At 37.7% G+C, this 25,780-nt stretch carries 21 protein-coding genes; 20 read left to right on the top strand and 1 reads right to left on the bottom strand.

Features of this window, described 5'->3' with window-relative positions:
• Window positions 1-33: 33 nt before the first annotated feature.
• The 4 genes from VXN63_RS07880 (at window position 34) to VXN63_RS07865 (ending at window position 5,780) form a co-directional block, all read left to right on the top strand.
• Entirely contained in the window at window positions 34-693 is a 660-nt protein-coding gene (locus VXN63_RS07880; protein WP_327757478.1) for a TetR/AcrR family transcriptional regulator, read from the top strand.
• Window positions 690-2,408 (top strand): ABC transporter ATP-binding protein, encoded by a 1,719-nt coding sequence (locus VXN63_RS07875; RefSeq protein WP_327757477.1) that lies wholly within the window; start codon window positions 690-692, stop codon window positions 2,406-2,408. The genes VXN63_RS07880 and VXN63_RS07875 overlap by 4 nt, the downstream gene beginning before the upstream one ends.
• Window positions 2,408-4,282 carry an ABC transporter ATP-binding protein gene (locus VXN63_RS07870; RefSeq protein WP_327757476.1) on the top strand — a complete coding sequence of 625 codons (1,875 nt, stop codon included), beginning with the start codon at window positions 2,408-2,410 and terminating at the stop codon, window positions 4,280-4,282. The genes VXN63_RS07875 and VXN63_RS07870 overlap by 1 nt, the downstream gene beginning before the upstream one ends.
• 247 nt (window positions 4,283-4,529) lie before the next feature.
• Window positions 4,530-5,780 carry an ammonium transporter gene (locus VXN63_RS07865; RefSeq protein ID WP_327757475.1) on the top strand — a complete coding sequence of 417 codons (1,251 nt, stop codon included), beginning with the start codon at window positions 4,530-4,532 and terminating at the stop codon, window positions 5,778-5,780.
• Between the two features lie 63 nt (window positions 5,781-5,843).
• On the opposite strand, the gene manA is transcribed toward VXN63_RS07865, so the two are convergent.
• Window positions 5,844-6,800 (bottom strand): mannose-6-phosphate isomerase, class I, encoded by a 957-nt coding sequence (gene manA / locus VXN63_RS07860; protein WP_327757474.1) that lies wholly within the window; start codon window positions 6,798-6,800, stop codon window positions 5,844-5,846.
• 227 nt (window positions 6,801-7,027) lie between these two features.
• On the opposite strand from manA, the gene VXN63_RS07855 reads away from it, so the two are divergent.
• The 16 genes from VXN63_RS07855 (at window position 7,028) to VXN63_RS07780 (ending at window position 25,771) form a co-directional block, all read left to right on the top strand.
• Window positions 7,028-7,624 (top strand): thymidine kinase, encoded by a 597-nt coding sequence (locus VXN63_RS07855; RefSeq protein ID WP_327757473.1) that lies wholly within the window; start codon window positions 7,028-7,030, stop codon window positions 7,622-7,624.
• A 2-nt stretch (window positions 7,625-7,626) separates the two neighbouring features.
• Window positions 7,627-8,703: a peptide chain release factor 1 gene (gene prfA, locus VXN63_RS07850; protein WP_327757566.1), complete on the top strand. Its 1,077-nt coding sequence runs from the start codon at window positions 7,627-7,629 to the stop codon at window positions 8,701-8,703.
• Window positions 8,693-9,550, top strand: a complete 858-nt coding sequence (prmC, locus tag VXN63_RS07845; RefSeq protein WP_327757472.1) for a peptide chain release factor N(5)-glutamine methyltransferase — start codon at window positions 8,693-8,695, stop codon at window positions 9,548-9,550. Before prfA ends, prmC begins: the two co-directional genes overlap by 11 nt.
• 22 nt (window positions 9,551-9,572) lie before the next feature.
• The gene (locus VXN63_RS07840) at window positions 9,573-10,586 is read left to right on the top strand and encodes an L-threonylcarbamoyladenylate synthase (protein ID WP_327757471.1); all 1,014 of its coding nucleotides are present in this window, start codon (window positions 9,573-9,575) and stop codon (window positions 10,584-10,586) included.
• A 201-nt stretch (window positions 10,587-10,787) separates the two neighbouring features.
• Window positions 10,788-11,417, top strand: a complete 630-nt coding sequence (upp, locus tag VXN63_RS07835) for a uracil phosphoribosyltransferase (RefSeq protein ID WP_225743447.1) — start codon at window positions 10,788-10,790, stop codon at window positions 11,415-11,417.
• A 134-nt stretch (window positions 11,418-11,551) separates the two neighbouring features.
• Complete coding sequence (locus tag VXN63_RS07830) at window positions 11,552-11,788, top strand: DUF1146 family protein (protein WP_327757470.1); 237 nt, start codon at window positions 11,552-11,554, stop codon at window positions 11,786-11,788.
• Between the two features lie 321 nt (window positions 11,789-12,109).
• Window positions 12,110-13,414 carry a UDP-N-acetylglucosamine 1-carboxyvinyltransferase gene (gene murA, locus VXN63_RS07825; RefSeq protein WP_327757469.1) on the top strand — a complete coding sequence of 435 codons (1,305 nt, stop codon included), beginning with the start codon at window positions 12,110-12,112 and terminating at the stop codon, window positions 13,412-13,414.
• A 261-nt stretch (window positions 13,415-13,675) separates the two neighbouring features.
• The gene (gene mreB / locus VXN63_RS07820) at window positions 13,676-14,659 is read left to right on the top strand and encodes a rod shape-determining protein MreB (RefSeq protein WP_225743449.1); all 984 of its coding nucleotides are present in this window, start codon (window positions 13,676-13,678) and stop codon (window positions 14,657-14,659) included.
• Between the two features lie 59 nt (window positions 14,660-14,718).
• Entirely contained in the window at window positions 14,719-14,907 is a 189-nt protein-coding gene (locus VXN63_RS07815) for a DNA-directed RNA polymerase subunit beta (protein WP_225743450.1), read from the top strand.
• A 136-nt stretch (window positions 14,908-15,043) separates the two neighbouring features.
• Window positions 15,044-15,382, top strand: a complete 339-nt coding sequence (locus VXN63_RS07810) for a single-stranded DNA-binding protein (RefSeq protein ID WP_327757468.1) — start codon at window positions 15,044-15,046, stop codon at window positions 15,380-15,382.
• 194 nt (window positions 15,383-15,576) lie between these two features.
• On the top strand, window positions 15,577-16,293 hold the full coding sequence (locus VXN63_RS07805) for a response regulator transcription factor (protein WP_327757467.1): 717 nt from the start codon (window positions 15,577-15,579) through the stop codon (window positions 16,291-16,293).
• Window positions 16,293-17,708: a HAMP domain-containing sensor histidine kinase gene (locus tag VXN63_RS07800; RefSeq protein ID WP_327757466.1), complete on the top strand. Its 1,416-nt coding sequence runs from the start codon at window positions 16,293-16,295 to the stop codon at window positions 17,706-17,708. The genes VXN63_RS07805 and VXN63_RS07800 overlap by 1 nt, the downstream gene beginning before the upstream one ends.
• Before the next feature lie 235 nt (window positions 17,709-17,943).
• Entirely contained in the window at window positions 17,944-20,121 is a 2,178-nt protein-coding gene (locus VXN63_RS07795; protein ID WP_327757465.1) for an LTA synthase family protein, read from the top strand.
• A gap of 171 nt (window positions 20,122-20,292) precedes the next feature.
• On the top strand, window positions 20,293-21,471 hold the full coding sequence (locus tag VXN63_RS07790) for a class I SAM-dependent rRNA methyltransferase (protein WP_327757464.1): 1,179 nt from the start codon (window positions 20,293-20,295) through the stop codon (window positions 21,469-21,471).
• Between the two features lie 233 nt (window positions 21,472-21,704).
• Window positions 21,705-22,409, top strand: coding sequence for an ABC transporter ATP-binding protein (locus VXN63_RS07785; protein WP_327757463.1), 705 nt, complete (start codon window positions 21,705-21,707; stop codon window positions 22,407-22,409).
• 53 nt (window positions 22,410-22,462) lie between these two features.
• Complete coding sequence (locus VXN63_RS07780; protein WP_327757462.1) at window positions 22,463-25,771, top strand: FtsX-like permease family protein; 3,309 nt, start codon at window positions 22,463-22,465, stop codon at window positions 25,769-25,771.
• Window positions 25,772-25,780 lie beyond the last annotated feature (9 nt).

Genomic DNA, 25,780 nt, shown 5'->3' with positions numbered 1-25,780 from the left:
TACAAAGAAATCGGGAGGAACAGGAGGGAAAATATGCCAACACAGACATTTTTCAATTTACCAGAATCAAAAAGAGAAAGATTGATCGCAGGAGCAATGAAAGAATTTACTGAAAAATCGCTCAATGAAGCTTCGATTTCCAATATTGTAAAAAATGCAGGTATCTCGCGTGGGAGTTTTTACCAGTATTTTGAAGACAAGAAGGACTTATATTTTTACTTATTAGGAAAATTCAAGTATAACTATAATCGATTGATGGTCATAAGTTTTAAAGAAGTAGAAGGTGACTTCTATGAAGGTTATAAAATTTTTGGCGAAAAGTATATCAAATACATTATGGATTCAGAGAAATTCGGTTTTTTTGAAAATATGTATCTACACATGAATTATCAAATCAATCAGGAATCTGGAGCAACGATTATTGCTACACCTTCTAACAACAAGACAGAACATCCTATAGATGAACGAGTAATAGATGTCGTTAAAAGAGAGCAAGTTAAAGCATGCACAGATCAGGAATTTATTTCAATTCTAAGATATATACTCAATATTTTAAATGACACGATCATGGAAGGCTTTTGGAAAGAGTTGACCATTGAAGAGACACAGAGATTATTTGCAACGCGCTTAGAATGGATGACGAAAGGTGTTTTAAAAGATTTAACTAGTGAGAAAACGGAGGATAAATTATGAGAAAAGTAGCAAAATTTATGAATCCCTGGAATGTGCTCATTACTGTCTTCTTTATGGCAGTTCAAGTTGCTGGGATGTTGGCAATGCCAACCATTACTGCAAATATCATAGACTTTGGTGTTTCAGAAGGAAATATCGATTATATCGTAAGAAACGGATTTTTCATGTTGGGATTCACACTCTTGACAATTGTTTCAGCGCTTTTAAATGTACTTTTTGCGGCGAAAGAGTCTCAAGGACTTGGTCATACGTTGAGAAAGAAAATATATCGTATGGTTATTTATTTTACAAATGAGGAACTGGACAGATTTGGGACGTCCACATTGATTACTAGAGCTACGAATGACATCATGCAATTACAGTTTGTTATGATGATGGTCTTACGTACTATGATATTAGCACCGTTTTTAATGATTGGTGCAGGTGCAATGGCTTATTCTAGAGAACCAAAACTGGCTTTTGTATTTTTCATTACAATGCCTGTTTTAGGTGCATTGATTTGGTTTATACTCAAATTTTCTAGTCCTTTATTTAAGTCCATGCAACGAAAAACAGATAATTTGAATAGGATATTCCGTGAAGGGTTAACTGGGATTCGAGTGATCCGTGCCTTCAATAAAGATGCTTATGAACGTGAACGGTTTGATGAAGCAAACTGGGATTTTGCTCTGACTTCTATCAAAGCGAATACGATTATGGCGTTTATGATGCCCTCAATGGTCTTAGCAGTTAGTGTAACAAATATTTTGATTACCTGGTTTGGTGCACAATTCATTAGTACGGGAGATATGCAAGTTGGGAATATGGTTGCCTTCATGACTTATGCTATGCAAATTCTTATCGGCGTTATGATGGTTTCGATGGTACTGTTCTTTCTGCCTCGTGGTCAAGTTGCAGCAGAACGGGTAATGGAAGTATTGGAAACACCTAATTTAATCGAAGACCCAGCAACTCCTAAGAAATTGACGGATACAGATGTCTCTGTTCAGTTTGATAACGTTAGTTTCAGGTACCATGGGGCAGAAGCGACAGCTTTAGAAGATATTAATTTCACTTTAAATAAAGGAGAACGACTAGCTATTATCGGAGGTACCGGATCTGGTAAGACAACTTTAGCTAATCTGATTTCACGCCTTTATGAAGTTGAAAGTGGTCAGATTAAAGTGAACGGTATTGATATTAGAGATGTAAAACAAGGTGAATTAAGACGACTGATTGGATTTGCGCCCCAAAAAGCCTTGCTTTTCAGTGGGACGATTCGTGAAAATATGAAATACGGTCGACCTGAAGCGACAGATGAAGAAATCTGGCACGCGCTAGACGTAGCTCAAGGTAAAGATTTCGTTTCGGGCTTACCAAAACAATTAGATTCAAGAGTAGAACAAGGTGGTGGAAACTTCTCCGGTGGACAACGACAAAGACTCAGTATTGCAAGAGCACTCGTTACCAATGCAGATATTTTAGTATTTGATGATTCATTCTCTGCACTTGACTTCAAGACTGATGCAAAACTAAGAGAAGCCTTGAAACCTGACACTAGAGATGCTGCTGTGATTATTATTGCGCAACGGATTAGTACAGTTATTGATGCAGATCAAATTATTGTATTAGATCAAGGAACAGTCGTTGGTAAAGGAACACATGAAGAATTGAAAGCGAACAACCCTGTCTATCAGGAAATCATGGAATCTCAGTTGAAAGGAGAGGACATTTAATGGCAAAAGGTGGAACAAGTAACGCAGCCCACTTGCGTGCGAAAAAAGCGAATAATTTCTGGGGAACGGTATTGAGACTCATAAAATATATGTCTACTCGATTTTGGGCGCTTGTTGCAACATTATTCCTAGCAATTGCAGCCACAATCATGTCTGCTCAAGCCCCCCATATTTTAGGTCGAGCAACAACTGAGATTTACAGAGGCCTTCAAGAAGGAAGAAGTCTGCAAGAAGCTGGCGAGACGATTGATCAATTCCCAATTGATTTTGGGATCATTCAAAATGTCATTCTTACAGTAGCCATCGTATACGTTACTCAAGCTGTTTTTCAGTTTTTTCAACAATTCATTACTGCTAGAATTGCTCAAAAAACTGTTTATGATATGCGTAAAGAATTAAAAGAAAAAATTTCTAGATTACCGATTAAGTATTATGATACGCACTCAACAGGAGATATTCTCTCCCGTGCAGTTAACGATATGGATCAGATTGCCAATACTTTGCAACAGTCACTGACTCAGTTTATTATCAGTGTCGTGCAGTTTGTAACGGTTTTGATCGTAATGAGCTTGATTGATTTACGACTCACCTTTGTGACGATTGCGACTGTACCAATCAGTTTGATTCTTATTGCTTTTGTAGCACCAAAATCACAAAAGCAATTTGCGAATCAGCAGCGTGAGTTAGGAAATGTAAATGATCATGTAGAGGAGACATTCTCAGGACATACAGTAGTTAAAACATATAACCGTGAAGAAGATGAGATTAAAAAATTCGATGATAGAAGTGATCGCTTAAACGATGCTTCTTTGAAAGCTCAATTCTTATCTGGAATTATGATGCCCTTAGTCAGTTTTTCAAGAGATTTAGGTTACTTTGGTGTAGCGATTGTCGGAGGAATGGGTGTCGCTAACGGGACAATGTCGCTTGGTAATGTACAAGCTTTTATCCAGTACGTAAATCAATTCTCGCAACCTGTACGTCAAATTGCTAACTTAGCCAATACGATTCAAGTGACGATTGCTGCTTGTGAGCGAGTCTTTGAAGTGTTGGATGAGGAAGAGATGACAGAGGAAGCTTCTGGATTGGAACCTAAGCGCAACACACCTTATAAAGTTGAATTTGAACATGTTCAGTTTGGTTACGGAGACGAAGCCGACGATGCATTGTTGATGAACGATTTCAATCTAACCGTTAACCCAGGTGATATGATTGCTGTAGTTGGACCAACTGGTGCAGGTAAATCAACGCTAATCAACCTTTTGGAACGCTTCTATGACGTTAAAGGAGGAAGCATACGCTTTGAAGGAGTAGACACGAGAGATATTCCTAAACCTGAGCTTAGAACAAAGTTTTCTATGGTTCTTCAAGATACTTGGTCCTTTAATGGTACAATCTGGGATAACATTGCCTATGGTAGTGAAGAACATGGACATGACCGAGACCGTATTTATGCAGCTGCTAAAGCAGCTCACGTAGATGACTTTGTCAGAAGACTACCAGAAGGGTATAATACGATCTTGAACGAAGAGGGAACAAACATTTCCCAAGGGCAGCGTCAACTGATTACGATTGCCCGTGCATTTTTAGCAGACCCAGAAGTATTGATCCTTGATGAAGCAACGTCTTCTGTAGATACTAGGACGGAAATTCTGATTCAAAAAGCCATGACGAATTTACTTGAAAACAGAACAAGTTTTGTTGTTGCACATAGATTGTCAACAATTCGTGATGCAGATAAAATTATTGTTATGAATCAAGGTGACGTCATTGAAACAGGAAATCATGATGAATTAATGGAACAAGATGGATTTTATGCAGACCTTTATAATAGTCAGTTTGCTTCTTATGAAGAGAACGAAGATTATGCTTAATCCTTTACCGTCAAAATAATTGAATAATGACTCACAAAACAAGACCTTCTGGATAAGGTCTTGTTTTTTTGTATAGACCAATTTGAATAATGAGATTATTATATGAAGTGGTAAGGGTTATCATGATGATATTTGAATAGTATTTTAAGGATATGCTTTAGATTAAACGAAGAAGGCTAAGCTCTATTGATAAGTAGACCACTTTAAAAGTATAGTAGTCCTAACTTATCAAAGGGGGAATCAATACATGTCAGCTACAGATACGATTTGGGTTTTATTAGGAATTGTACTCGTGTTTTTTATGCAAGCAGGATTTGCTATTTTAGAGTCAGGATTTACGAGAGCTAAGAACGCAGGCAATATTATTATGAAGAATATCATGGATTTTGTACTGGGATCTTTACTGTATTGGGTAATTGGTTTTGGAATTATGTTTGGACCAAGTATAGCCGGATTGATTGGAACGCCTGATTTTTTTGTGACAGGAAACTATGATACAAATATACCAGGGTACGTATTCTTAATGTTTCAAACAGTGTTTTGCGCAACGGCAGCTACAATTGTTTCCGGAGCAATGGCAGAAAGAACGAAATTCAGTTCATATTTACTTTACACCATTATCATTTCTGGTATCGTTTATCCAATTTCTGGCCACTGGATCTGGGGAGGCGGGTGGTTATCTAGTTTAGGTTTTCAGGATTTTGCCGGTTCTACAGCAGTGCATATGGTAGGTGGTGTAACAGCGATTATCGGTGCAAAGATCGTTGGACCACGTATTGGGAAATTTGATAAAAAAGGTCGCGCACAGTCGATACCTGGTCACAATGTGTTATTAGCTGCTTTAGGAGTATTTATCTTATGGTTTGCTTGGTTTGGGTTCAATGGAGCATCTACTTTGGAAGCTTCTGGGGAAGAGTCATTGAGTCTGATTGGTCTTATATTGTTAAATACAAATTTATCAGCAGCTTCTGGAACGCTCGTTGCAATGAGTTTGTCTTGGATCAAATTCGGGAAGCCAGATGTTAGTTTGACGTTAAACGGTGCATTGGCAGGACTAGTCGGTATTACAGCCGGTTGTGCCGTTGTTCAACCAGCAGGTGCTTTTGGAATAGGGATTTTATCCTCCGTTGCGATGATTTATGGTATGGAATTTGTTGAAAATAAATTAAAGATTGATGATCCAGTCGGCGCTTTTGGCGTACATGGAATTGCGGGTGCTCTTGGAACTGTTCTAATCGGTGTTTTCTCTACAGAAGGAGGATTACTCTATGGGGGAAATGGCGGACTGTTATTCATTCAGTTGTTAGGGGTCGCTGCAGTGATGCTGTGGGTAGGGATTACAATGACGGTAACGTTTAAAGTGATTGATTCTACTATTGGTTTAAGAGTATCTCCAGCTGAAGAGGAAGCAGGAATGGACGTCAGCGAACACGGACTGGCTAGCAGTTATGCAGATTTCAAAGCAACGACTACACCAATTCATTCGGAAACACTCTAAAAAAACAAGAACCAGGAAGGTAAAATCTTCCTGGTTCTTATTTTTTAGATCAAATTTTAGTGGTTAAATGTTTTCACCCGGTGTGGAAGCAATGATTTGAAGATGACCTTTAAGTGTCCACTCATGAATGCCATGCGGTAAGATAAAATGAGTGCCTTTAGTTAGTGGATAGCTAGTAGATTCGACAGTGATGCTACCTTCGCCTTTCAGCACACTCACAAGAGTATATAAGCCACTTGCTTTTAAATGCGCTTCTCCGTCAACGACCCATTCTTCTACCTTGAAGAACTCGTTATCAACGAATGTTTTAATCTCAGCGTCACCTTGTTTAATCGTATTTTGCATAGGTTCAGGGTCTACATGCGGAATCGTTGTGACATCAATTGACTGCTGGATGTGTATAGGTCTAGTTTGACCGGTATCATCTTTTCGATCATAGTCATAAACGCGGTAAGTGGTATCACTGGATTGTTGCGTTTCAAGAATCGTAATGCCGCCACCGATTGCATGGACGGTTCCGCTTGGTACATAAAAGAAATCACCGGCTTTCACTTTCACGTAACGTAATAATTGGTCCCATTCTCCAGAATGAATCATTTCAGCAAAGTCTTCTTTCGTCTTTGCGTGATGTCCGAAAACAATCTCAGCTTGGTCTTCTGCATCAATCACATACCAGCATTCTGTTTTACCGAGTTCACCTTCGTGCTCTAATCCGTATGCATCGTCTGGATGGACTTGAACAGATAGTGCAGTCTGAGCATCTAGAATTTTTGTTAAAAGTGGAAAAACATCACCTGGTTGGTCTCCGAACAATTCGCGGTGCTGATTCCAGAGTTCCGTTAAAGTCTGTCCTTTGTACTCTCCTTGAGAAACAGTAGCAGGTCCATTCTTGTGTGCACTGATTGCCCAAAGTTCTCCAGTATGCTCACTTGGGATATCGTAGCCGAAAAGGTCTCGAAGATTTGTACCTCCCCAGATCTTTTCTTGCATGACACCTGTAAAAAATAATGGTTGAATCATAATCAGTCTCCTCGATATTTTGTACGTTTAGTGTACCATATTTCACTAAATTTGAAATCGTTTTTACAAGTTAGCTTTTGACAATGTTATTGGTTAGTGACAGATAATCGAGGATTCAATGGATACAACTCTTGTACTTTCCTTAGGGTTATCATATAATTTATAAGGATTAGCTAGTTTTTGTTTTAGAAGAACTGGTTGAGAATAAATTGAAAGTAGGGCAAATCATGGCTCAACTATATTTTAGATATGGTGCAATGAATAGTGGGAAGTCTATCGAGATTTTAAAAGTAGCTTATAATTATGAAGAACAGAATAAGAGAGTTCTTCTGTTTACGAGTGCGATTGACGACCGAGATTCTGTTGGATATATCACTAGTCGAATTGGATTGAAGCGTGAGGCGATACCTATCGAAGATCAGACAGATTTGTTTGAAGTTGTCAAACAGCAATCAAAAGGTCTAGCTTGCGTCTTGGTTGATGAAGCGCAATTCTTAAAAAAAGAACATGTATTACAACTCGCATATATTGTAGATCAGCTAAATATACCGGTTATGACGTTCGGATTAAAAAATGATTTTCGAAACGAATTGTTTGAAGGCTCGAAATATTTATTGTTATTAGCTGATAAAATAGAAGAAATGAAAACCATATGCTGGTTTTGTCATAAGAAAGCAATTATGAATATGAGAATGCAGGAAGGTAAACCTGTTTCAACCGGCAGCCAGATTATGGTTGGAGGAAACGAAGCATATTATCCTGTATGCCGTAAACATTATTACGAATCGATGGAAAGTAGTCTAGAAAGAGGCGAAGAAAAATGAGTATGTACGACAGACTTGAGCAAGTGGATAATAGATACGATGAATTAAATGAATTACTAAGTGACCCCGAAGTCATTACAGATACTGACCGATTCTTGAAACTTAGTCGAGAAGAAGGTGACTTGAGAGAAACTGTCACGTGCTATAGAAAATATAAAGCAGTAGTTGAAGGGATTTCTGAAACAGAAGAAATGCTTGAAGAGTCTCTGGATAATGATATGGAAGAAATGGCTAGAGAAGAAAGAGCAGAATTGCTTGAACAAAAAGCTGCTTTAGAAGATGAATTGAAAATCTTATTACTTCCTAGAGATGAGAACGACAAGCGAAATATCATCATGGAAATTAGAGGAGCTGCTGGAGGAGACGAAGCACAACTGTTTGCTGCGGATCTTCTGGATATGTACCAGCGTTATGCAGAATCACAAAGATGGAAAACAGAAGTGTTGGATGCAAATTCAAATGGGATTGGTGGGTACAAAGAAGTAACCTTACTGATTTCTGGACAGAATGTTTACTCTAAGCTTAAATTCGAGAACGGTGCACATCGAGTACAACGTATCCCTCAGACCGAATCACAAGGTAGAATTCATACCTCAACTGCGACAGTTGTCGTCATGCCTGAAGCTGAAGACGTTGAGATTGATATCGCAGAAAATGATATTCGTGTAGATATTTATCATGCAAGTGGCGCTGGCGGGCAGCACGTTAATAAAACAGCCTCAGCCGTTAGATTGACTCACGAGCCTACCGGAATTGTTGTTGCTATGCAAGATGAGCGTTCGCAACTTAAAAACAGAGAAAAAGCGATGAAAGTTTTAAGATCGCGTATTTATGATAAGATCACTCAAGAAGCACAAGCAGAAGTGGATGCAGAACGTAAAACAGCTGTAGGAACAGGAGACCGTTCCGAAAGAATCCGTACGTATAATTATCCTCAAAGTCGGGTTACGGATCACCGTATCAACCTGACTCTTCAAAAATTGGACCAAATATTAGCGGGTAAAATGGATGAAATCATTGATGCATTGGTTTTCTGGGAACAAGCTCAAAAAATGGAGCAACTTCAAAATGAGTATTAATGATTTATACCATAAAGAAACCATCAGAGAAGTCCTTTTTGGGGCTTCTTCTTTTTTAAAAAAAGCAGAACTTGAAGGATATGCAGCTGAATGGTTGTTAAAAGAGCGATTTGATTTAACAAAGACAGATTTAGTTAGAATGGGTTCAAAAGTCATGCCCGAAAATATGAAAGAACAATTCCTAAAAGATTTACATCAATATTCAGAGGGAAGACCTGTACAGCATATTGTCGGACACGAATGGTTTTACGATAGAAAATTTAAAGTGACAACCGATACGCTTATTCCCAGGCCTGAAACTGAAGAATGGTTTGATCGATATTTAAAGACTTTATCATCCAAGTCATTAGACGTGCTGGATATTGGGACCGGGACAGGCGTATTAGCTATTTCTCACAAATTAGAAAGACCGAATGATAGAGTCACTGCAGTGGATATCAGTTCAGAAGCATTAGAAATTGCTAAACAAAATGCAGCCTCACTGAAAGCTGAGGTTAAATTCTATTTAAGTGATCTAACAAATGCTGTAAGAGAGCAGCATTATGATTTAATCCTGTCCAATCCTCCTTATATCTCAACGTCTGAGCATGGGGAAATGGATCAGTCCGTGCTGGATCATGAGCCTTCACTTGCTTTGTTTGCGGCAGAAGATGGACTAGACATTTATAAAAGATTAGCAAAGGAGTTGCCGTCAATACTGAATCCAGAAGCTAGAGTGATTCTTGAAATTGGATATCTTCAAGGGCAACGTGTTCAAAACATATTCCAAGATGCGTTACCGAATGCAGATGTAGAAATCTGGAAAGATATGGCTGGACAAGACAGAGTCGTTTATATTGCTATATAAATGAAAAGGGAGGAGTGGTTTAGTGGAAACGATATGGATAAAAGAACAGGAGCTAGAAAAAGCTGCACAATTACTCCTAGAAGGTGAAGTTGTCACTTTTCCAACTGAGACAGTATATGGACTCGGTGCAGATGCAACCAATGAAGAGGCTGTCAAAAAAATATATGAAGCTAAAGGAAGACCGGCAGACAATCCTTTAATTATTCATGTATCTAGTATTGAGCAAGCATATGAGTACGCTGAAGAAATTCCAGAAGCAGCTCAAAAAATCATGGAAGCTTTTTGGCCAGGACCATGTACAATCGTTCTGAAGAAAAAAGGACCAATTGCACCAACTGTCACAGCTGGGCTGGAGACAGTTGGGATTCGAATGCCAGATCATCCGATTGCATTGCAACTGATTAAAGATACCGGCAAACCATTAGCCGCGCCTAGTGCAAACTCCTCTGGGAAACCAAGCCCTACTTCTGCACAACACGTTTACCGCGATCTGAATGGCAAGATAGCAGGCATTGTAGAAGGCGGAGAAACAGGGGTTGGACTTGAATCAACCGTTTTAGACCTTTCTAATCCAGAACTTCCGACGATTTTAAGACCAGGTGGTATCTCAAGAAATGAAATAGAAGCTGTTATTGGTCCAGTAAGATTCAATCCTGACCTAGCCAACCACTCTGATACACCAGTGGCTCCTGGGATGAAGTATACTCATTACTCGCCGACTGAACCTGTAATCATCATTTCCGAAAAAGGTATAGGATGGGAAAAAGCCATAAAAAAATATCAAATTGAAGGGGAAGTTGTCGGTATACTGGCATCTGAAGAAACCATTAAACAATTTGGGACAAAAGAAACCGTTATGTTCTCGTTAGGGGAAAAATCAGATGTTATTTCAGCATCTAGACGATTGTTTAAAGGATTACGCTTCTTTGAAGAAACGAAAGCGACAATTATACTAGCTGAACCTTTCAATAGGTCAGGAATTGGGGAAGCTTATATGAATCGACTCGAAAAAGCTGCTGCCTATTCGGTTATTTAAGACTAGGTACTAAAGAAATAAGAGCTTCTCTCTAAGGAATTTATGTGACTGTAACCGTTGCGGATGGAATGCTAGATGACAAATTGATTTGAATTGATAAATATAATGGAAAAATGTTTGACCTTTATGTACAATGATTAGAGGTTATCACACAAGTGAATTTGAAAAGAAACATAATCTAATCATAAAGGAGCAATTTCAATGGGGAAACTTCAAGTTATCAACCATCCACTGATTCAACATAAGCTGACAATTATCAGAGACAAACGTACAGGTACAAAATATTTTAGAGAAGTTGTAAATGAAATCGCAAGACTCTTAGCCTATGAAGTTTCTCGTGAAATGCCACTAGAAGATGTAGAAATTGAAACACCTTTAGTAACATCAACACAAAAACAATTATCCGGTAAAAAAGTCGTGATCGTTCCAATCCTTCGAGCAGGACTAGGAATGGTCGATGGTATGCTAGATCTTATACCAGCGGCTAAAGTTGGACATGTTGGAATGTATCGTGACCACGAAACAATGGAACCAGTAGAGTATTTCGTGAAATTACCTTCTGACTTACCAGATCGTCAATTGCTAGTTGTTGATCCTATGCTTGCAACAGGCGGATCAGCTGTTGCTGCAATCGATGCCCTTAAAAAAAGAGGCGCTACAAATATTAAATTCGTATGTCTAGTAGCCGCACCAGAAGGCGTAAAAGTATTGCAAGACGCTCACCCTGATGTTGACATCTACACAGCTTCACTAGATGAAAGATTAGATGAGAAAGGTTACATCTTACCTGGTCTTGGTGATGCAGGAGATAGACTATTCGGAACATTATAATTAAGACGAAGAAACCTTCAATCCGGTATGTGGATTGGAGGTTTCTCGTTTATAAAAAGGTAAAATAGAGCCTATAAGCAGAATAGGTGAAATCTTCTTAATAGGTATGATAGACTAACTTCGGAAGGAATCAAATGATGACTTATATTGGATTGCAATCACTCGTTACATTAATTTCGCATACTGTTTTTGTACTACTAGCGTTTTGGGCGCTACAGGGACTGAAAACAGACTATTGGATTAAAAAATATCATATTCGACAAGCTAGGATCTTATATGTTCTGATTTCGATAGCGCTTGGTTATACCGTAAGTAGCTTTTTTATCGAATTCGTACTTTCATCTCAGAATCTTGTCCAACTATTCAACTAATCCTTAAATAAGAGCTGTAGATCATGGAAACGTTTCGATTAATTGTTCACATAAAAGTCATATACAACGCGTTCGAAACAGTTTATTAACAGGATGCTTTCTGATATAATATAACAGATTATTGTGATTTGTAATAACTGCAATAGTTTTATCTTATCAATGCTGTTTTTAATTTGTTTTGTTACAGTAAATAAACAAGATATGTAAGGAATCATCGTGAGAATAGGTTCCAAAATAATTTTTAATTTTAACTAACCTGTCGATATAATTGTATACCGAAGTAGAATGATCTAGGAAGAGTATCACCTTGGAGGGCAAAGCATGGAAAAAATCGTTGTAAGTGGCGGACGTAAATTATCAGGTACCGTCGAATTAGAAGGCGCAAAAAATGCTGCATTACCTATATTAGCAGCAACTATATTAGCAGAAAATGGCATGAATACACTATCTAATGTGCCATTATTATCAGATATCTATACAATGGAAGCTGTTTTAAAATACTTGAACGTTGAAGTTTCATTTGACGAAGAAAATAAACAAATGACTTTTGACGCTACAAAAGAATTAAACGATGAAACACCGTTTGACTTCATGAGTAAAATGCGTGCATCTATCGTTGTTATGGGACCATTATTAGCTAGAACAGGCTACGCAAAAGTAGCGTTACCAGGTGGCTGTGCGATTGGTACCCGTCCGATAGATTTACATTTAAAAGGGTTCGAAGCAATGGGAGTAGAGGTACATATCAAAAAAGGGTACATCGAAGCTTCAGCAGAGAAGCTTAAAGGTGCTCATATCTATCTAGACTTCCCTAGTGTTGGTGCAACTCAGAACATTATGATGGCAGCTACACTAGCTGAAGGGACAACTGTAATCGAAAACGTTGCAAGAGAACCTGAAATCGTAGACTTGGCTAACTTCCTAAATCGTATGGGTGCTAAAGTTGTCGGCGCTGGAACAGAAACGATTCGTATTGAAGGAGTAGAGAAACTGACTGGAACGAACCATATGATCATTCCTGACCGTATAGAAAGCGGAACGTTCATGGTGGCTGCAGCAATCACTCAAGGAAACATTTTAATTAAAGATGCCGTATCTGAACACAATAAACCATTGATTTCTAAACTAAAAGAAATGGGTGTAATCTTTGAAGAAGAACAACAAGGGTTACGTGTTATCGGACCGAAAAAATTAATGGCAACAGACGTTAAAACAATGCCTCATCCAGGATTCCCAACGGATATGCAAGCTCAAATGACGATTGCTCAGCTACAAGCTGAGGGTACGAGCGTTATGAGAGAAACAGTATTTGAAAATCGCTTCATGCACATGGAAGAGCTTCGTCGTATGAATGCTGAATTCAAAATTGATGGACAGAGTCTTGTTATCGTTGGTGGAAAGGCATTACAAGGAGCTGAAGTTGCATCGAGTGACTTACGAGCATCAGCAGCCTTAATTCTAGCAGGATTAGTCTCAGCTGGCTACACTCAAGTAACGAACTTGAATCACTTAGACCGTGGATACTATAACTTCCACGAGAAACTAATTGGTCTAGGAGCAGACGTCGAAAGAATCAATGCAGACGAATCTGTGATTAAATCAAAAGACACAGTCGTTTCAGAATAATTCGAATAGGTTAAAGATTCATAATGAGCTGGACCGAATAGGTAAAATACCTTTATCTACTCGGTTCAGCTTTTTTTGTACATAACAGATGAATATTGATGAGAACTTTTTTTAATCTTGCTCTTTTTTACAATCTTGAGTATGATAGAAAGAGTGAGAAATTCTTAAATATCAAAATAAAAATCTAAAATGAGAAAAGATCTACGATATGACTTTTTACCTTTTAACGATAAGTGTAAAAAGCTTGAGAGGAGAACAATCATGGCAAGAGATATTGGAATCGATTTAGGAACTGCGAATGTACTAGTACACGTTAAAGGTAAAGGTATCGTATTAAATGAGCCTTCTGTTGTAGCGCTTGATACAAAAACAAAAGAAGTACTGGCAGTAGGTGAAGAAGCGTATTTAATGGTTGGTAGAACTCCAGGGAATATTCAGGCAATCAGACCTCTACAAGGTGGTGTTATTGCAGATTTCGATATTACAGAAGCGATGTTAACTTACTTTATAAATAAATTAAATGTAAAAGGCTTTTTATCTAAACCGAATATTTTAATTTGCTGTCCGACAAATATTACAGCTATTGAGCAGAAAGCAATCATTGAAGTTGCTGAAAAAAGTGGCGGCAAAAACGTTTATCTGGAAGAAGAGCCAAAGGTAGCAGCTATTGGAGCAGGAATGGATATTTTCCAACCGAGTGGAAATATGGTTATTGATATCGGTGGTGGAACAAGCGATATTGCTGTTTTATCTATGGGTGGTATCGTAACGAGTCGTTCTGTGAAAGTCGCTGGAGATACATTGGATAACGATATTATTGTTTATATCAAGAAAAAGCACAATCTATTAATTGGTGTTCGAACAGCTGAAGCCGTTAAAAAGGAAATTGGTGTCATATTTGATCATGGACGTAATGATTCGATGGACGTAAGAGGTAGAGACGTTGTTTCAGGTCTTCCGCGTACAATTTCGATTACTTCACTTGAAGTGATGGAAGCAACTCGAGAGTCTATGGTGGTAGTAGTGGAGCAAGCTAAAGAAGTTTTGGAAAAAACGCCACCAGAATTATCTGCGGATATCATTGATCGTGGAGTCATTCTTACAGGTGGGGGCGCATTAATAGATGGTATTGACCTATTATTTGCGGAGGAATTGAAAGTTCCCGTATTCAAGGCTGAAAATCCGTTAGATTCAGTAGCGCTAGGAACCGGAATCTTACTAGAAAGTTTGAAAAAACGTAAATAAGCTACTGCGCATAACTCAAGTAAAAGATACAAAATAAACTGGTTTAGAGGTGTAATTATATGACATGGCAATCCGCTTTGAAGAAAACTGGCCTATATTTGCTGAAAATCATCATCGTACTTATATTGATCGCGGCAGCGTTCATTGGAGGCGTTATGATCGGATATGGTGTCATTGGGGATGGAAACAGTCCAATGGATGTTTTCGAACCGGAACTTTGGCAGCATATTTTGGAGTTTATATTATAATCACAACTACAAAACAGTTTGAAAACAAGCAGATACATTCTGCTTGTTTTTTTTCGTCATTTTTCTAGTTAAGTGAACAGTATTTAAAGAGAGTAGGAAAGATTACTCAAAAATTACTGTTTCAGGAGGAAAAGAGATGAACCAAGTATCATTTGTAGGAAGAATCGTTCGTGATATAGAGCTGAGAGATGTAGGGGAAGGAAAAATCGTTATGAACAATGTTATTGCTGTCCAAAGACATTACAAATCAGAAGGGAATGCAGAAGCCGATTTTATACCTGTAGTAGCTTGGGGGAAACGGGCAGAATTGATTGAAGAATATTGTAATAAAGGAGATTTAATCGGTCTGAATGGCAAAATGCAATCTAGAAGTTACCAGAATACAGACAAGGAAACGATTTATGTAGTTGAATTACTAGTTAATGACGTACAATTTTTACAACCTAAAAAACAAGAAAGCACACTCGCAATATAATAGGTTCAAAAAGCTCGCCTGGGGCGAGCTTTTTTTAACTGAAAAATAAAAATACGCAGTAATTTATTCGAACTATTTTCACTATTTTATCTAATTTAAAAGAAGAAATATCCAGATTCACGTTAAATTTTCAAATATTCAATGTATAATGTAGAATAAACCCTAGGAAAACCTTAAGTGAAAGAGGGATATACATGAATATTTTAATGATTGAAGATAATGAATCTGTTTGTGAAATGATTGAAATGTTTTTTTTGAAAGAAGAATGGGAAGCAACATTTATTCATAACGGAAAACAAGGTCTTGAAACCTATATGGATAATCAAGAAAATTTTGACCTAATTGTTTTAGATATTATGTTACCAGAAATGGACGGTATGATGATTTGTAAGGAAATCAGAAAGCATTCTACCCGCATACCAATTATTATGTTGACAGCTAAAGATACGGAGAGTGACGAAGTCATCGGTTTAGAAATCGGTGCTGACGATTATGTCACTAAACCCTTTAGTCCATTAACATTGGTTGCTCGAATCAAATCACTTAAAAGAAGAGCAGACCATACAGATAATCCGGAAAAAGCAGTTCAAGAAGAATACGAAGTTGAAACAGAACACTTGAAGTTAGATAGAAATACTAGAGAAGTTATACTTTACGATAAAGTGCTTGAAGGCTTAACACCTAAAGAATTTGATTTACTTTATACACTAGCGAACAGTCCAAGAAGAGTCTTCTCAAGAGAGCAACTCTTACAAATTGTTTGGGACTACGAGTATTTTGGAGACGAAAGAACCGTTGATGCACATATTAAAAAGTTAAGACAAAAGTTAGTACAAAACGGTCCACAAGTCATTCATACTGTCTGGGGTGTTGGATATAAATTTGATGATACGGGAGCAGTAGAAACGTAATGAAATTTCCTTATTTTTATCAGTTGATGCTAGGGTTTCTTTCAGTCATTATAATGATACTAACGATTTCTGTTTTTTCTATTGTATTGTTTGCACGTAACACTGCAATAAAAGGAACAGAAAATAGACTGTTTTCGTATGCTGAATCGATTGTCGATGTTAATTTGAGTTCAGATCAGTTGTCGAATTTTCAATCACTATTAGGAAACCAAGGCGTCACTTTTTTTGTTTTTGATAATGATGGGCATTTGATTTTTCCAGACTTGCCAGATAACATCGAAACCAGAGTCGTACCAGATGAAGAAGATCGTTTGCAAAGCGGAGAAAGAGTCTCTTTGACAACTGAACAAGCCGATCTTTACGGAAACCCTAGAGAAACAGCTTACGTTTATTTACCTTATTTCAATAAAAGTACAAGTGACTATTCAGGTTTTGTTGCCGTGAGTGCTCCGGTTAGTCAGATTGAGCGACAAATGAGCGAATTGAAAAGGAACTTGTTTAATGCTTTTCTGATTTCAACTGTTATTGCTATTATTATGAGTTTCATATTTGCAAGGTACCAGGTTAAAAGAGTCAATAGACTGAGACAAGCTGCTCATATGGTGGCTGAAGGTGATTATGATGTCAGGCTTAGTCACAAAGATAGAGATGAAATCGATAACTTATCTCAGGACTTTAATAAAATGATTCAAGCTCTCGATATGTCTCGGCAAGAAGTTGCGCGGCAAGAAGACAGGCGTAAAACATTCATGCAAGATGCAGCGCATGAAATGCGCACACCTTTAACCACAATCAATGGACTTCTTGAAGGCTTAGAATATGATGTCATTCCGGAATCGCAACGCTTAAGAAGTATCAAGTTGATGAGAAAAGAAACGAAACGACTCATTAGACTAGTTAATGAGAATCTGGATTATGAAAATATTCGTTCGAATCGAATTATGCTGAATAAACATGCTTTGCCATTGACCGAGATTTTTGAAGAAATTCAAGAACAGATGAAATCTCTTGCTGAAAGTTCAAACAATACGCTACAACTGAGTGTGGAAGAGCCGATAACTGTTTTTGCTGATTATGATCGGTTCAAACAGATATTAGTAAACTTAATAAAGAATGCCATACAATTCACTAATAATGGTTTGATTACTGTCACGGGTATCAAAACGCACCAAGGTACGCAGATTAGAATTCAAGATAGTGGAATCGGTATGACGGAAGATCAGCTGAAGAACATATGGGATCGATACTATAAAGCTGACATTTCTAGAACCAATACAAAATTTGGAGAATCTGGTCTAGGCTTATCCATTGTGCAGCAGCTAGTGGCACTTCATGAAGCTTCCATTAGTGTAGATAGCACACCTGAAAAAGGAACGATTTTTACAATTGATTTTCCAGACCCAGAAAAAAATTAAACCTTAAATAACCCTTAAGACCGTTCTCGCTTAGGTACGATTTACTAAGTGTGAACGGTCTTTTTCTCTTCTGTAGTAGTCTTTTCTTTACAATATCTTATTATAAAACATAAAGGAGGAGTCATTTGCCTTCTATGTAAATTTAATGTAAAATGTCGTAAGTGATAGAACGGATTTAAATCGAATATAGAATGATTTAAGAAATAGATTCACAGAAAGTATAGGAGGCATCTTCATGTCTAAGATAAAAAATAGTTTAAATACAAGGATCGGTTTTTTCGGTCTAGCAAGCGTTCTTTTTTGGTTAAAAACATACTTGGCATATACCTTTGAATTCAATTTAGGAGTTTCAGGAGCCATACAAGAATTTATACTGCTGATCAATCCAATCGCGGTAACGGTTATCCTTTTCTCAATAGCGCTTTATTTTAAAAAGCCCAAAAGATCTTACATTGCATTGTTTAGCATTATGACAATCGCTTCAATGATTCTTTATTTTAATATTATGTTTTATAGAGAATTTTCAGATTTTCTAACCATGAACATATTATTAGGTTCTAATAATGTTTCAGGAGCTGTATTTACCTCAACAATCGCGATGATGAGACCTTGGGATTTATTATATTGGATGGATATCATCATACTGCTTGGTGTTATTCTTTATAAGAGAAAGTCCAATATAACGATGGACGTACGACCTTTCAAGAAACGTTACGCAGTAGCGACAACGGTTTTAGGATTTGCACTTTTTGCAGGGAATTTGGCATTAGCTGAGAGTAACCGACCTCAATTACTTGTGCGTACTTTTGACCGTAATTACATCGTGAAATATTTAGGCCTGAATTTCTTTACAGCTTACGATGCATTCCAAACGGCTCAGAATAATCATGTTCGAGCAAGCGCGGATGAGTCGAATTTAGTAGATATTATGGAATTTGCAAAAGAAAATAATGCTGCACCAAATGTAGAATACTTCGGTAAAGCTGAAGGTCGTAACGTTTTCGTTATTGCTATGGAAAGTGTGCAACAATTTGTGATCGATTATGATTTAGAAGATGAGAATGGTGAAATGCATGAGGTAATGCCTTTCGTAAATAGTCTATATCATAATGATTCATCTTATAGCTTCTCGAATTTTTATCATCAAGTTGGACAAGGTAAATCTTCTGACGCGGAGATACTTGGCGAAAACTCGTTATATGGATTGCCGCAAGGAAGTGCGTTCCAGACTTTAGGAACGACAAATACATTCCATGCAGCACCAAATATTTTGAAGCAAGAAGCTGGGTATACATCGGCAGCGTTTCACGGTAACGTTGGATCATTTTGGAATCGAAACGATACTTACCAGCAATTTGGGTATGATTACTTCTTTGATTCTGCCTATTATGATGTATCGGGAGACCGTTCACTTGAATACGGACTTAAAGATAAGTTGTTTTTCCAAGAGTCTGCACAATATATAGAGCAATTACCACAACCGTTTTATAGCAAGTTTATCACTGTAACAAACCATTTCCCTTACCCGCTGGATGAGCAGAATTCTGGATTCCCAGCAGCTCAAACGGGAGATGAAACGATCAATCAATATTTTGCTACAGCAAACTATACTGATCAAGCAATTGAAGAGTTCTTTAACTATTTGAAAGAAGCTGGATTGTACGAGAATTCAGTATTTGTACTTTACGGAGACCATTATGGTATCTCCAATATGAGAAATCCGCATCTTGCTGATCTCCTAGGAGATCAGCAAGATGAATGGGGAGACTTCCAGAATGCAGAAATGCAAAAGGTTCCATTAATTATTCATGCACCAGGTGTAGGTAATGGAGAAGTCATTGACAAATATAGTGGCCAGGTAGATATGTTGCCGACGTTGATGCACTTGTTAGGTATTCAAACAGATGACTATATTTTCATGGGCCAAGATATTCTATCTGAAGAACATAACAATACAGTACCATTCCGAAACGGAAATGTTATGACTCCAGAATACTCATTTATAGGTCAAAATATCTATGATTCTCAAACTGGAGAAGAAGTTCAAGGAGAATTATCTGAAGAAGAACTTGCTGAACTGAATGAAGTACGTGAAAGTGCTAGACAAGAATTGTCTTACTCAGATGATTTGATGATGATGGACTTGTTACGCTTTTACACGCCGGATTCATTCAGCGACGTTGAGAAAAATGACTATGTTTATTCAAATCAGTTAAGCGTCTTTGAAAGTGATCCGTTGAGAAGTACGAGTCTGATTGAAACAAATGGCGGAGAGTCTACAGCTGATTTATACAAAACAGACGCACCTGAGTTGCAAAATGACCTCGATTCGGAACAAGAAGAACAAACAGATTCTACGGAACAGAACAATGAAGAACCTGTCATGCCAGAACAAGAACAAGACGAAGAATAATAAAATAGTGAAAAAGGTGGATGTCATATAAATATCTGGCATTCACCTTTTTGTGTGGTAAAATAAAGTTTCTGGATGCATTGTAGAAAATATCAGTATCCAAGCTCAACTTAGAAAAAATAACTTTAATTGATACTAAAAAGAACCATTCGGATATAAAGGAGTAATAAATTGAGAAAATTACAAGTTAAAGCATTAGCAGCAAATCGATTACGCAACGGATATCAAGCTTTAGAAGAATATGATTTTAAAAGCCTAGGTGATTATACTGAAGGTGAAGCTGTTGAGATCGTTGATGAAAAAAATAAATTTATTGGTAAAGGATATTTGGGTAAAGAAAATCGTACAGTTGGCTGGATCCTAACTACGGATAAAGACGAAACGATTGATTCTGTCTTTTACGATCGTCAATTCAGAATTGCGCATAAGGCTCGTTCTGCTTTCTATGCAGATGACTCAACAACTGCTTTCCGTTTATTTAATGCAGATGGCGATGGTATCGGTGGAATAACCGTCGATTACTATGCTGGTTTTTATATCTTTTCTTGGTTTAATAAAGGTATTTATACACATAAAGAAGAGATTTATCAAGCTTTCAAAGTAGCAATTCCTGATTTCAAAGGAATCGTCGAAAAAGTTCGCTTTAGCGATGCTACTTTAGATTCCAAGCATGTGGACGGAGAAGTGCCACCAGAACCATTGATTATCAAAGAAAACGGTATTCAATATGCAACTTACATCAATGAAGGCTGGATGACAGGGATATTCCTTGATCAGAGAAATGTCAGAGGAAAATTGATGGAAGACTGGGGCACTGGGAAAACGATATTAAATACGTTTAGCTACACTGGAGCTTTTTCAGTAGCAGCAGCTATGGGTGGCGCAGTAAAAACTGTTAACATTGATGCTGCGAACAGAAGTAAAGCGAAAACAATTGAACAATTCGAGTTAAATGGCTTAAATCCAGATGATCATGAAATCCGAGTGATTGATGTTTTTGATTATTTAGACTATGCTAAAAAACATGATTTGAAATTTGATATGATTATATTAGATCCACCGACTTTCGCCCGTACTAAAAAGCGTACATTTACAGTTGAAAAAGATTATGTTGGATTGATTCAAGATGCTCTTGAAGTGTTGGCAGATAAAGGTATGTTAATTGCTTCGTCCAATACTTGGAAACTAAACCGTGATGATTTCTATGAAATGGTAAACGAAGCGTTTGACAATAAAAATGTTGATGCTTATCTACTCGATGAATACAAATTACCAGAAGATTTCAAAATCAATGAACAGTATCCTGAAAGTGACTATCTTAAAGTGATGGTCTTAGAAAAAACAAACTAATCAGGATATGAGAAGGCCAGTGGAGTGAGATAACTCTGCTGGTTTTTTACATGTCTTCTGACTTTAACATGTTTATCACTATTTTTAGAATCGTAAATTGTAAAAATACACCAGTTTTAATCACAAAATCATGACTATTTTGTGAAGAATATGTAATGAAAGGCAAACAAAACCCATAGATTGGATTGCCTATGCTAATATAGAGTAAGAGAATTTAAGAGAGGAACTACAGAATGACAGCTTATATAACAGTAAAAGATGAATACAAACGATACAGTTCAGGAGAAACAACCGTTGTTGCGAACGACGGTATTACTTTTGATATAGAAAAAAATGAATTCGCCGTTATTGTAGGCCCTAGTGGAGCAGGTAAAACAACTGTACTGAATATATTGGGTGGAATGGACTTTGCTGACGAAGGTGACGTTATTATAGACGGCACGAATATTGTAGGGTTCAGTGAGAAACAATTAACTAAGTATCGCCGAGATGATGTAGGTTTTGTGTTTCAAAACTATAACCTCATCCCAAACCTGACAGCAAAAGAAAATGTAGAACTTGCTGCCGAAATTTCACCAGATGCATTGGATGCGGCGGAAGTATTGAAAAGTGTTGGATTAGGACACCGAATGGATAATTTTCCGGCACAATTATCAGGTGGCGAGCAGCAACGGGTAGCAATTGCAAGAGCGTTAGCTAAACAGCCAAAACTCCTTCTTTGTGATGAGCCCACAGGTGCGCTAGATTACGAAACTGGAAAAAAAGTTCTGGAGATATTAAACAAATCAAAAGAAGAATACAATGCAACGGTTGTTGTTATTACTCATAATCGGGCAATCTCACCAATGGCTGATCGAGTGATTGATATTAACAATGCAAAAGTAAGAAGTATGACGGTTAATGAAAATCCAACACCTGTTCAGGATATCGAATGGTAGAATCCACTGAAGAGTTTATAAGCAAACGAATCTAAATTAAAAGAGGAATAGTAGTGAAAAAAACAGCTTTATGGAAAGATACATTTAGAGAAATATGGAAAACCAAAACACGTTTTCTATCTATTTTTGCCATAATCTTACTGGGTGTAGCCTTTTTTGCGGGAATCAGTGCAACAGGTCCGGTTATGATACAAACGGCAGATGATTATTATCAAGAACATGATTTGATGGACTTTCAAATTCTATCTACTTATGGTCTGAATGATGACGACAAATCTCTTTTAGAATCGGTAGAAGGCAGTACAGTTGAAACCCTTTATTCCAGTGATGTCGTCATGAACCAAACTGGGATGACGTCTAAGATATATGGATACAATCCAGAAGACCAAAAAGAAATCAATGATTTTACAATACTAGAAGGTCGCCTTCCAGAGAAGTCTGGTGAAATTTCACTTGATTCTACTTCAACTTATCAGAATACTTATGCTATTGGCGACGTGATCGAACTTGAGTCTGGTACAGATGATGCTTATGAAGATACGTTCAAACAACTAGAATTTGAAGTTGTTGGATTTGTAAAAAGTCCACTTTATGTAGAAAGTGATACACGTGGAAATACACAAGCTGGTTCTGGAACATTGGATGGATTTTCCGTTATTTTGGAAGAAGATTTTGATGTTGAGTATTATACAGAGTCCTTTATTCGCTTTGACGAATCGTCTCAATATGAAGCTTATAGTGATGAGTATGATGCATTTGTTACCGAGAAAACAGCAGAACTCGAAACCTTAGTTGAAAATCGACCTCAAGAAAGACTGGCTGAAATAAGAGCAGAAGGCCAAGAAGAAATTGACGATGGATATGAGGAAATAGAGTCAGCAGAAAAAGAGCTAGAAGATGCTCGAATTGAATTACAAGATGCTCGAAGAGAACTAGATGAAGGCTGGGCAGCCTATGAAGATGGCCTTGCTGAATTAGAGCAAGAAGAGTCGAATGCCCGTGCTGAGATTGAATCGCGAAGAGCAGAAATTGAACAAGGCGAAGCTCAGATTCAAAGTGCTCGTACAGAACTTCAGGATGCACAAGCAGAAATCGATGCAGGTAGATATCGACTTGAAGAGGAACGTCAGGCATCCGAAGCTCAATTGGCTTCTTCAGAACAAGAAATTGCAAATGGTAGACAGCAAATTGAAGCTGCGCGTCAAGAACTTGATGCTGCTGAACAACAACTTCAGGCAAGTGCTGGCCAGTTACCAGAAGAACAACTAGCTATAGCGCAACAAGAGCTGGAGAATAATAGAGCACAGATAGCTGCTCAAGAACAAGAACTTGAACAAGGTGAACAAGCAATTGTGCAAGGCCGTCAGCAATTACAGGACGCAGCAGCTGAACTTGATCAAGCACAGCAACAAGTTACAAATGGTTTAGCTGAACTTGAAAGCCAAGAAGCAGAAGTTGCATCTGGAACGCAGCAGCTAGATGAAGCAGAAGCTACTTTGGAATCAGAAATTGCAAATGGTCGAACAGAGCTAGAAGACGCTCGAGTAGAACTAGAAGATGGAGAGGCTGAGTACCAAGAAGGTCTTGAAACATTCGAGAATGAGCGCGAAGATGCAGAAATAGAAATAGCCGATGCTCGAGTAGAATTAGAAGAAGCACAAGATGATCTTGATAATTTGGATGATCCAGAGTATCTGATTAATGATCGTTCTTATTTCGCTGGATACTCTGAGTACGGTGAAAATGCAGAAAGAATTGGAGCAATTGCTCAAATATTCCCTGTGTTCTTCTTCTTGTTAGCTGCACTGATTTCTTTAACGACTATGACACGTATGGTCGATGAAGGTAGAAGTCAAATTGGGACAATGAAAGCATTAGGATACAAAAATTCAGATATCTCTTTAAAATACTTTGTCTACGCTTTTCTTGCAACGATTATGGGTGCAGTGATTGGGCTCGGTATTGGTTATTGGGTTTTCCCATCGGTCATTATGGATGCGTATGGGTCTCTCTATAATCTTCCAGATATCGGTGTGCAATTCTATTGGAGCTATTCTATTATTTCAATCTTGGCTTCACTTTGTGCAACGGGATTGGCAACCTTAGTTTCTGTGAGAATTTCTTTAAAAAGTAATGCCTCCGACTTATTGAGACCAAAAGCACCTAAAAAAGGAAAAAGAATTCTGATTGAAAGAATGCCTTTTTTATGGAATAGATTTAGCTTTACTCAAAAAGTTGCTTCAAGAAATTTATTTAGGTATAAAGGTCGTATGTTAATGACCATTATTGGTGTAGCTGGATGTACAGCGCTCTTGCTTACAGGGTTTGGCTTATCAGACTCCATTGCAAATATTGGCGGTATCCAATATGGAGAAATTAATTTATACCAAGCCATTGTATCTGAGAATTCAGAAGCTGAACAAAGTGATTTAGAAAACTACGAAGGCACACTTAATGGAATGAGTGAGATTGACGAAAATCTTAGAGTTGAACAAAACACCTTCACTGCTGAAGCCGACGGCAACCGTCAGGATATCAACTTATTTGTTCCGGAAGATACAGAAAAGCTAAAAGACTTTGTAGTCCTAAAAGACAAGCAGGATCCAGAAAAAGTTTATGACTTGCCTGATGAAGGGGCAATTATTACAGAAAAACTAGCAGATCTTTTAGATATTTCTGTAGGCGATAGAATTCAAATCAATGGGAATGACCAAGAAGTATACGATGTTGAAGTGAAAGGAACCGTGGAACATTACTTCCAACACTTTGTCTATCTTTCTCCAGAGGCATTTGAAGGAGCGACAGGAGAAGAACCTGTCTATAATACACGCTTATTGGAATATGATACGGATGAAGTAGAAGATACAGCTGTGGGACAGCTACTGAATGCAGAAGAAGCCGTTCAGGGTGTAACCTTTGTCTCTGTGGTCTATGACAGCATGCAAGGATCCTTAGATAGTCTAGATGTTGTGACACTCGTCATTATTATCTCAGCAGCGACACTGGCTTTTATTGTTCTATATAACTTAACGAACATTAATGTATCAGAAAGAGAACGTGAACTATCAACGATTAAAGTACTTGGTTTTTATGACAAGGAAGTGACCATGTACGTCTATAGAGAAAATCTTGTACTGACATTAATGGGCATTATTTTCGGACTGGGACTAGGGGTTATTATGCACCGATTCGTCATCAATACAGCCGAAGTAGATATGATGCGATTTAGTCGTCACATCAACTTTACTAGTTATCTGTATTCAGGTTTGTTGACATTCTTGTTCTCAGGACTTGTCATGATTTTGATGCACTTCAAGTTGAAGTATATTGATATGATAGAAGCACTTAAAGCACAAGAATAATCAAAAGAG

Origin of the sequence: Marinilactibacillus sp. XAAS-LB27 (assembly GCF_036039175.1) — a bacterium.
Taxonomy (GTDB): domain Bacteria; phylum Bacillota; class Bacilli; order Lactobacillales; family Carnobacteriaceae_A; genus Marinilactibacillus.
The sequence above is the reverse complement of the archived record's forward strand: the minus strand, read 5'-3'. Positions and strand labels throughout refer to the sequence as shown.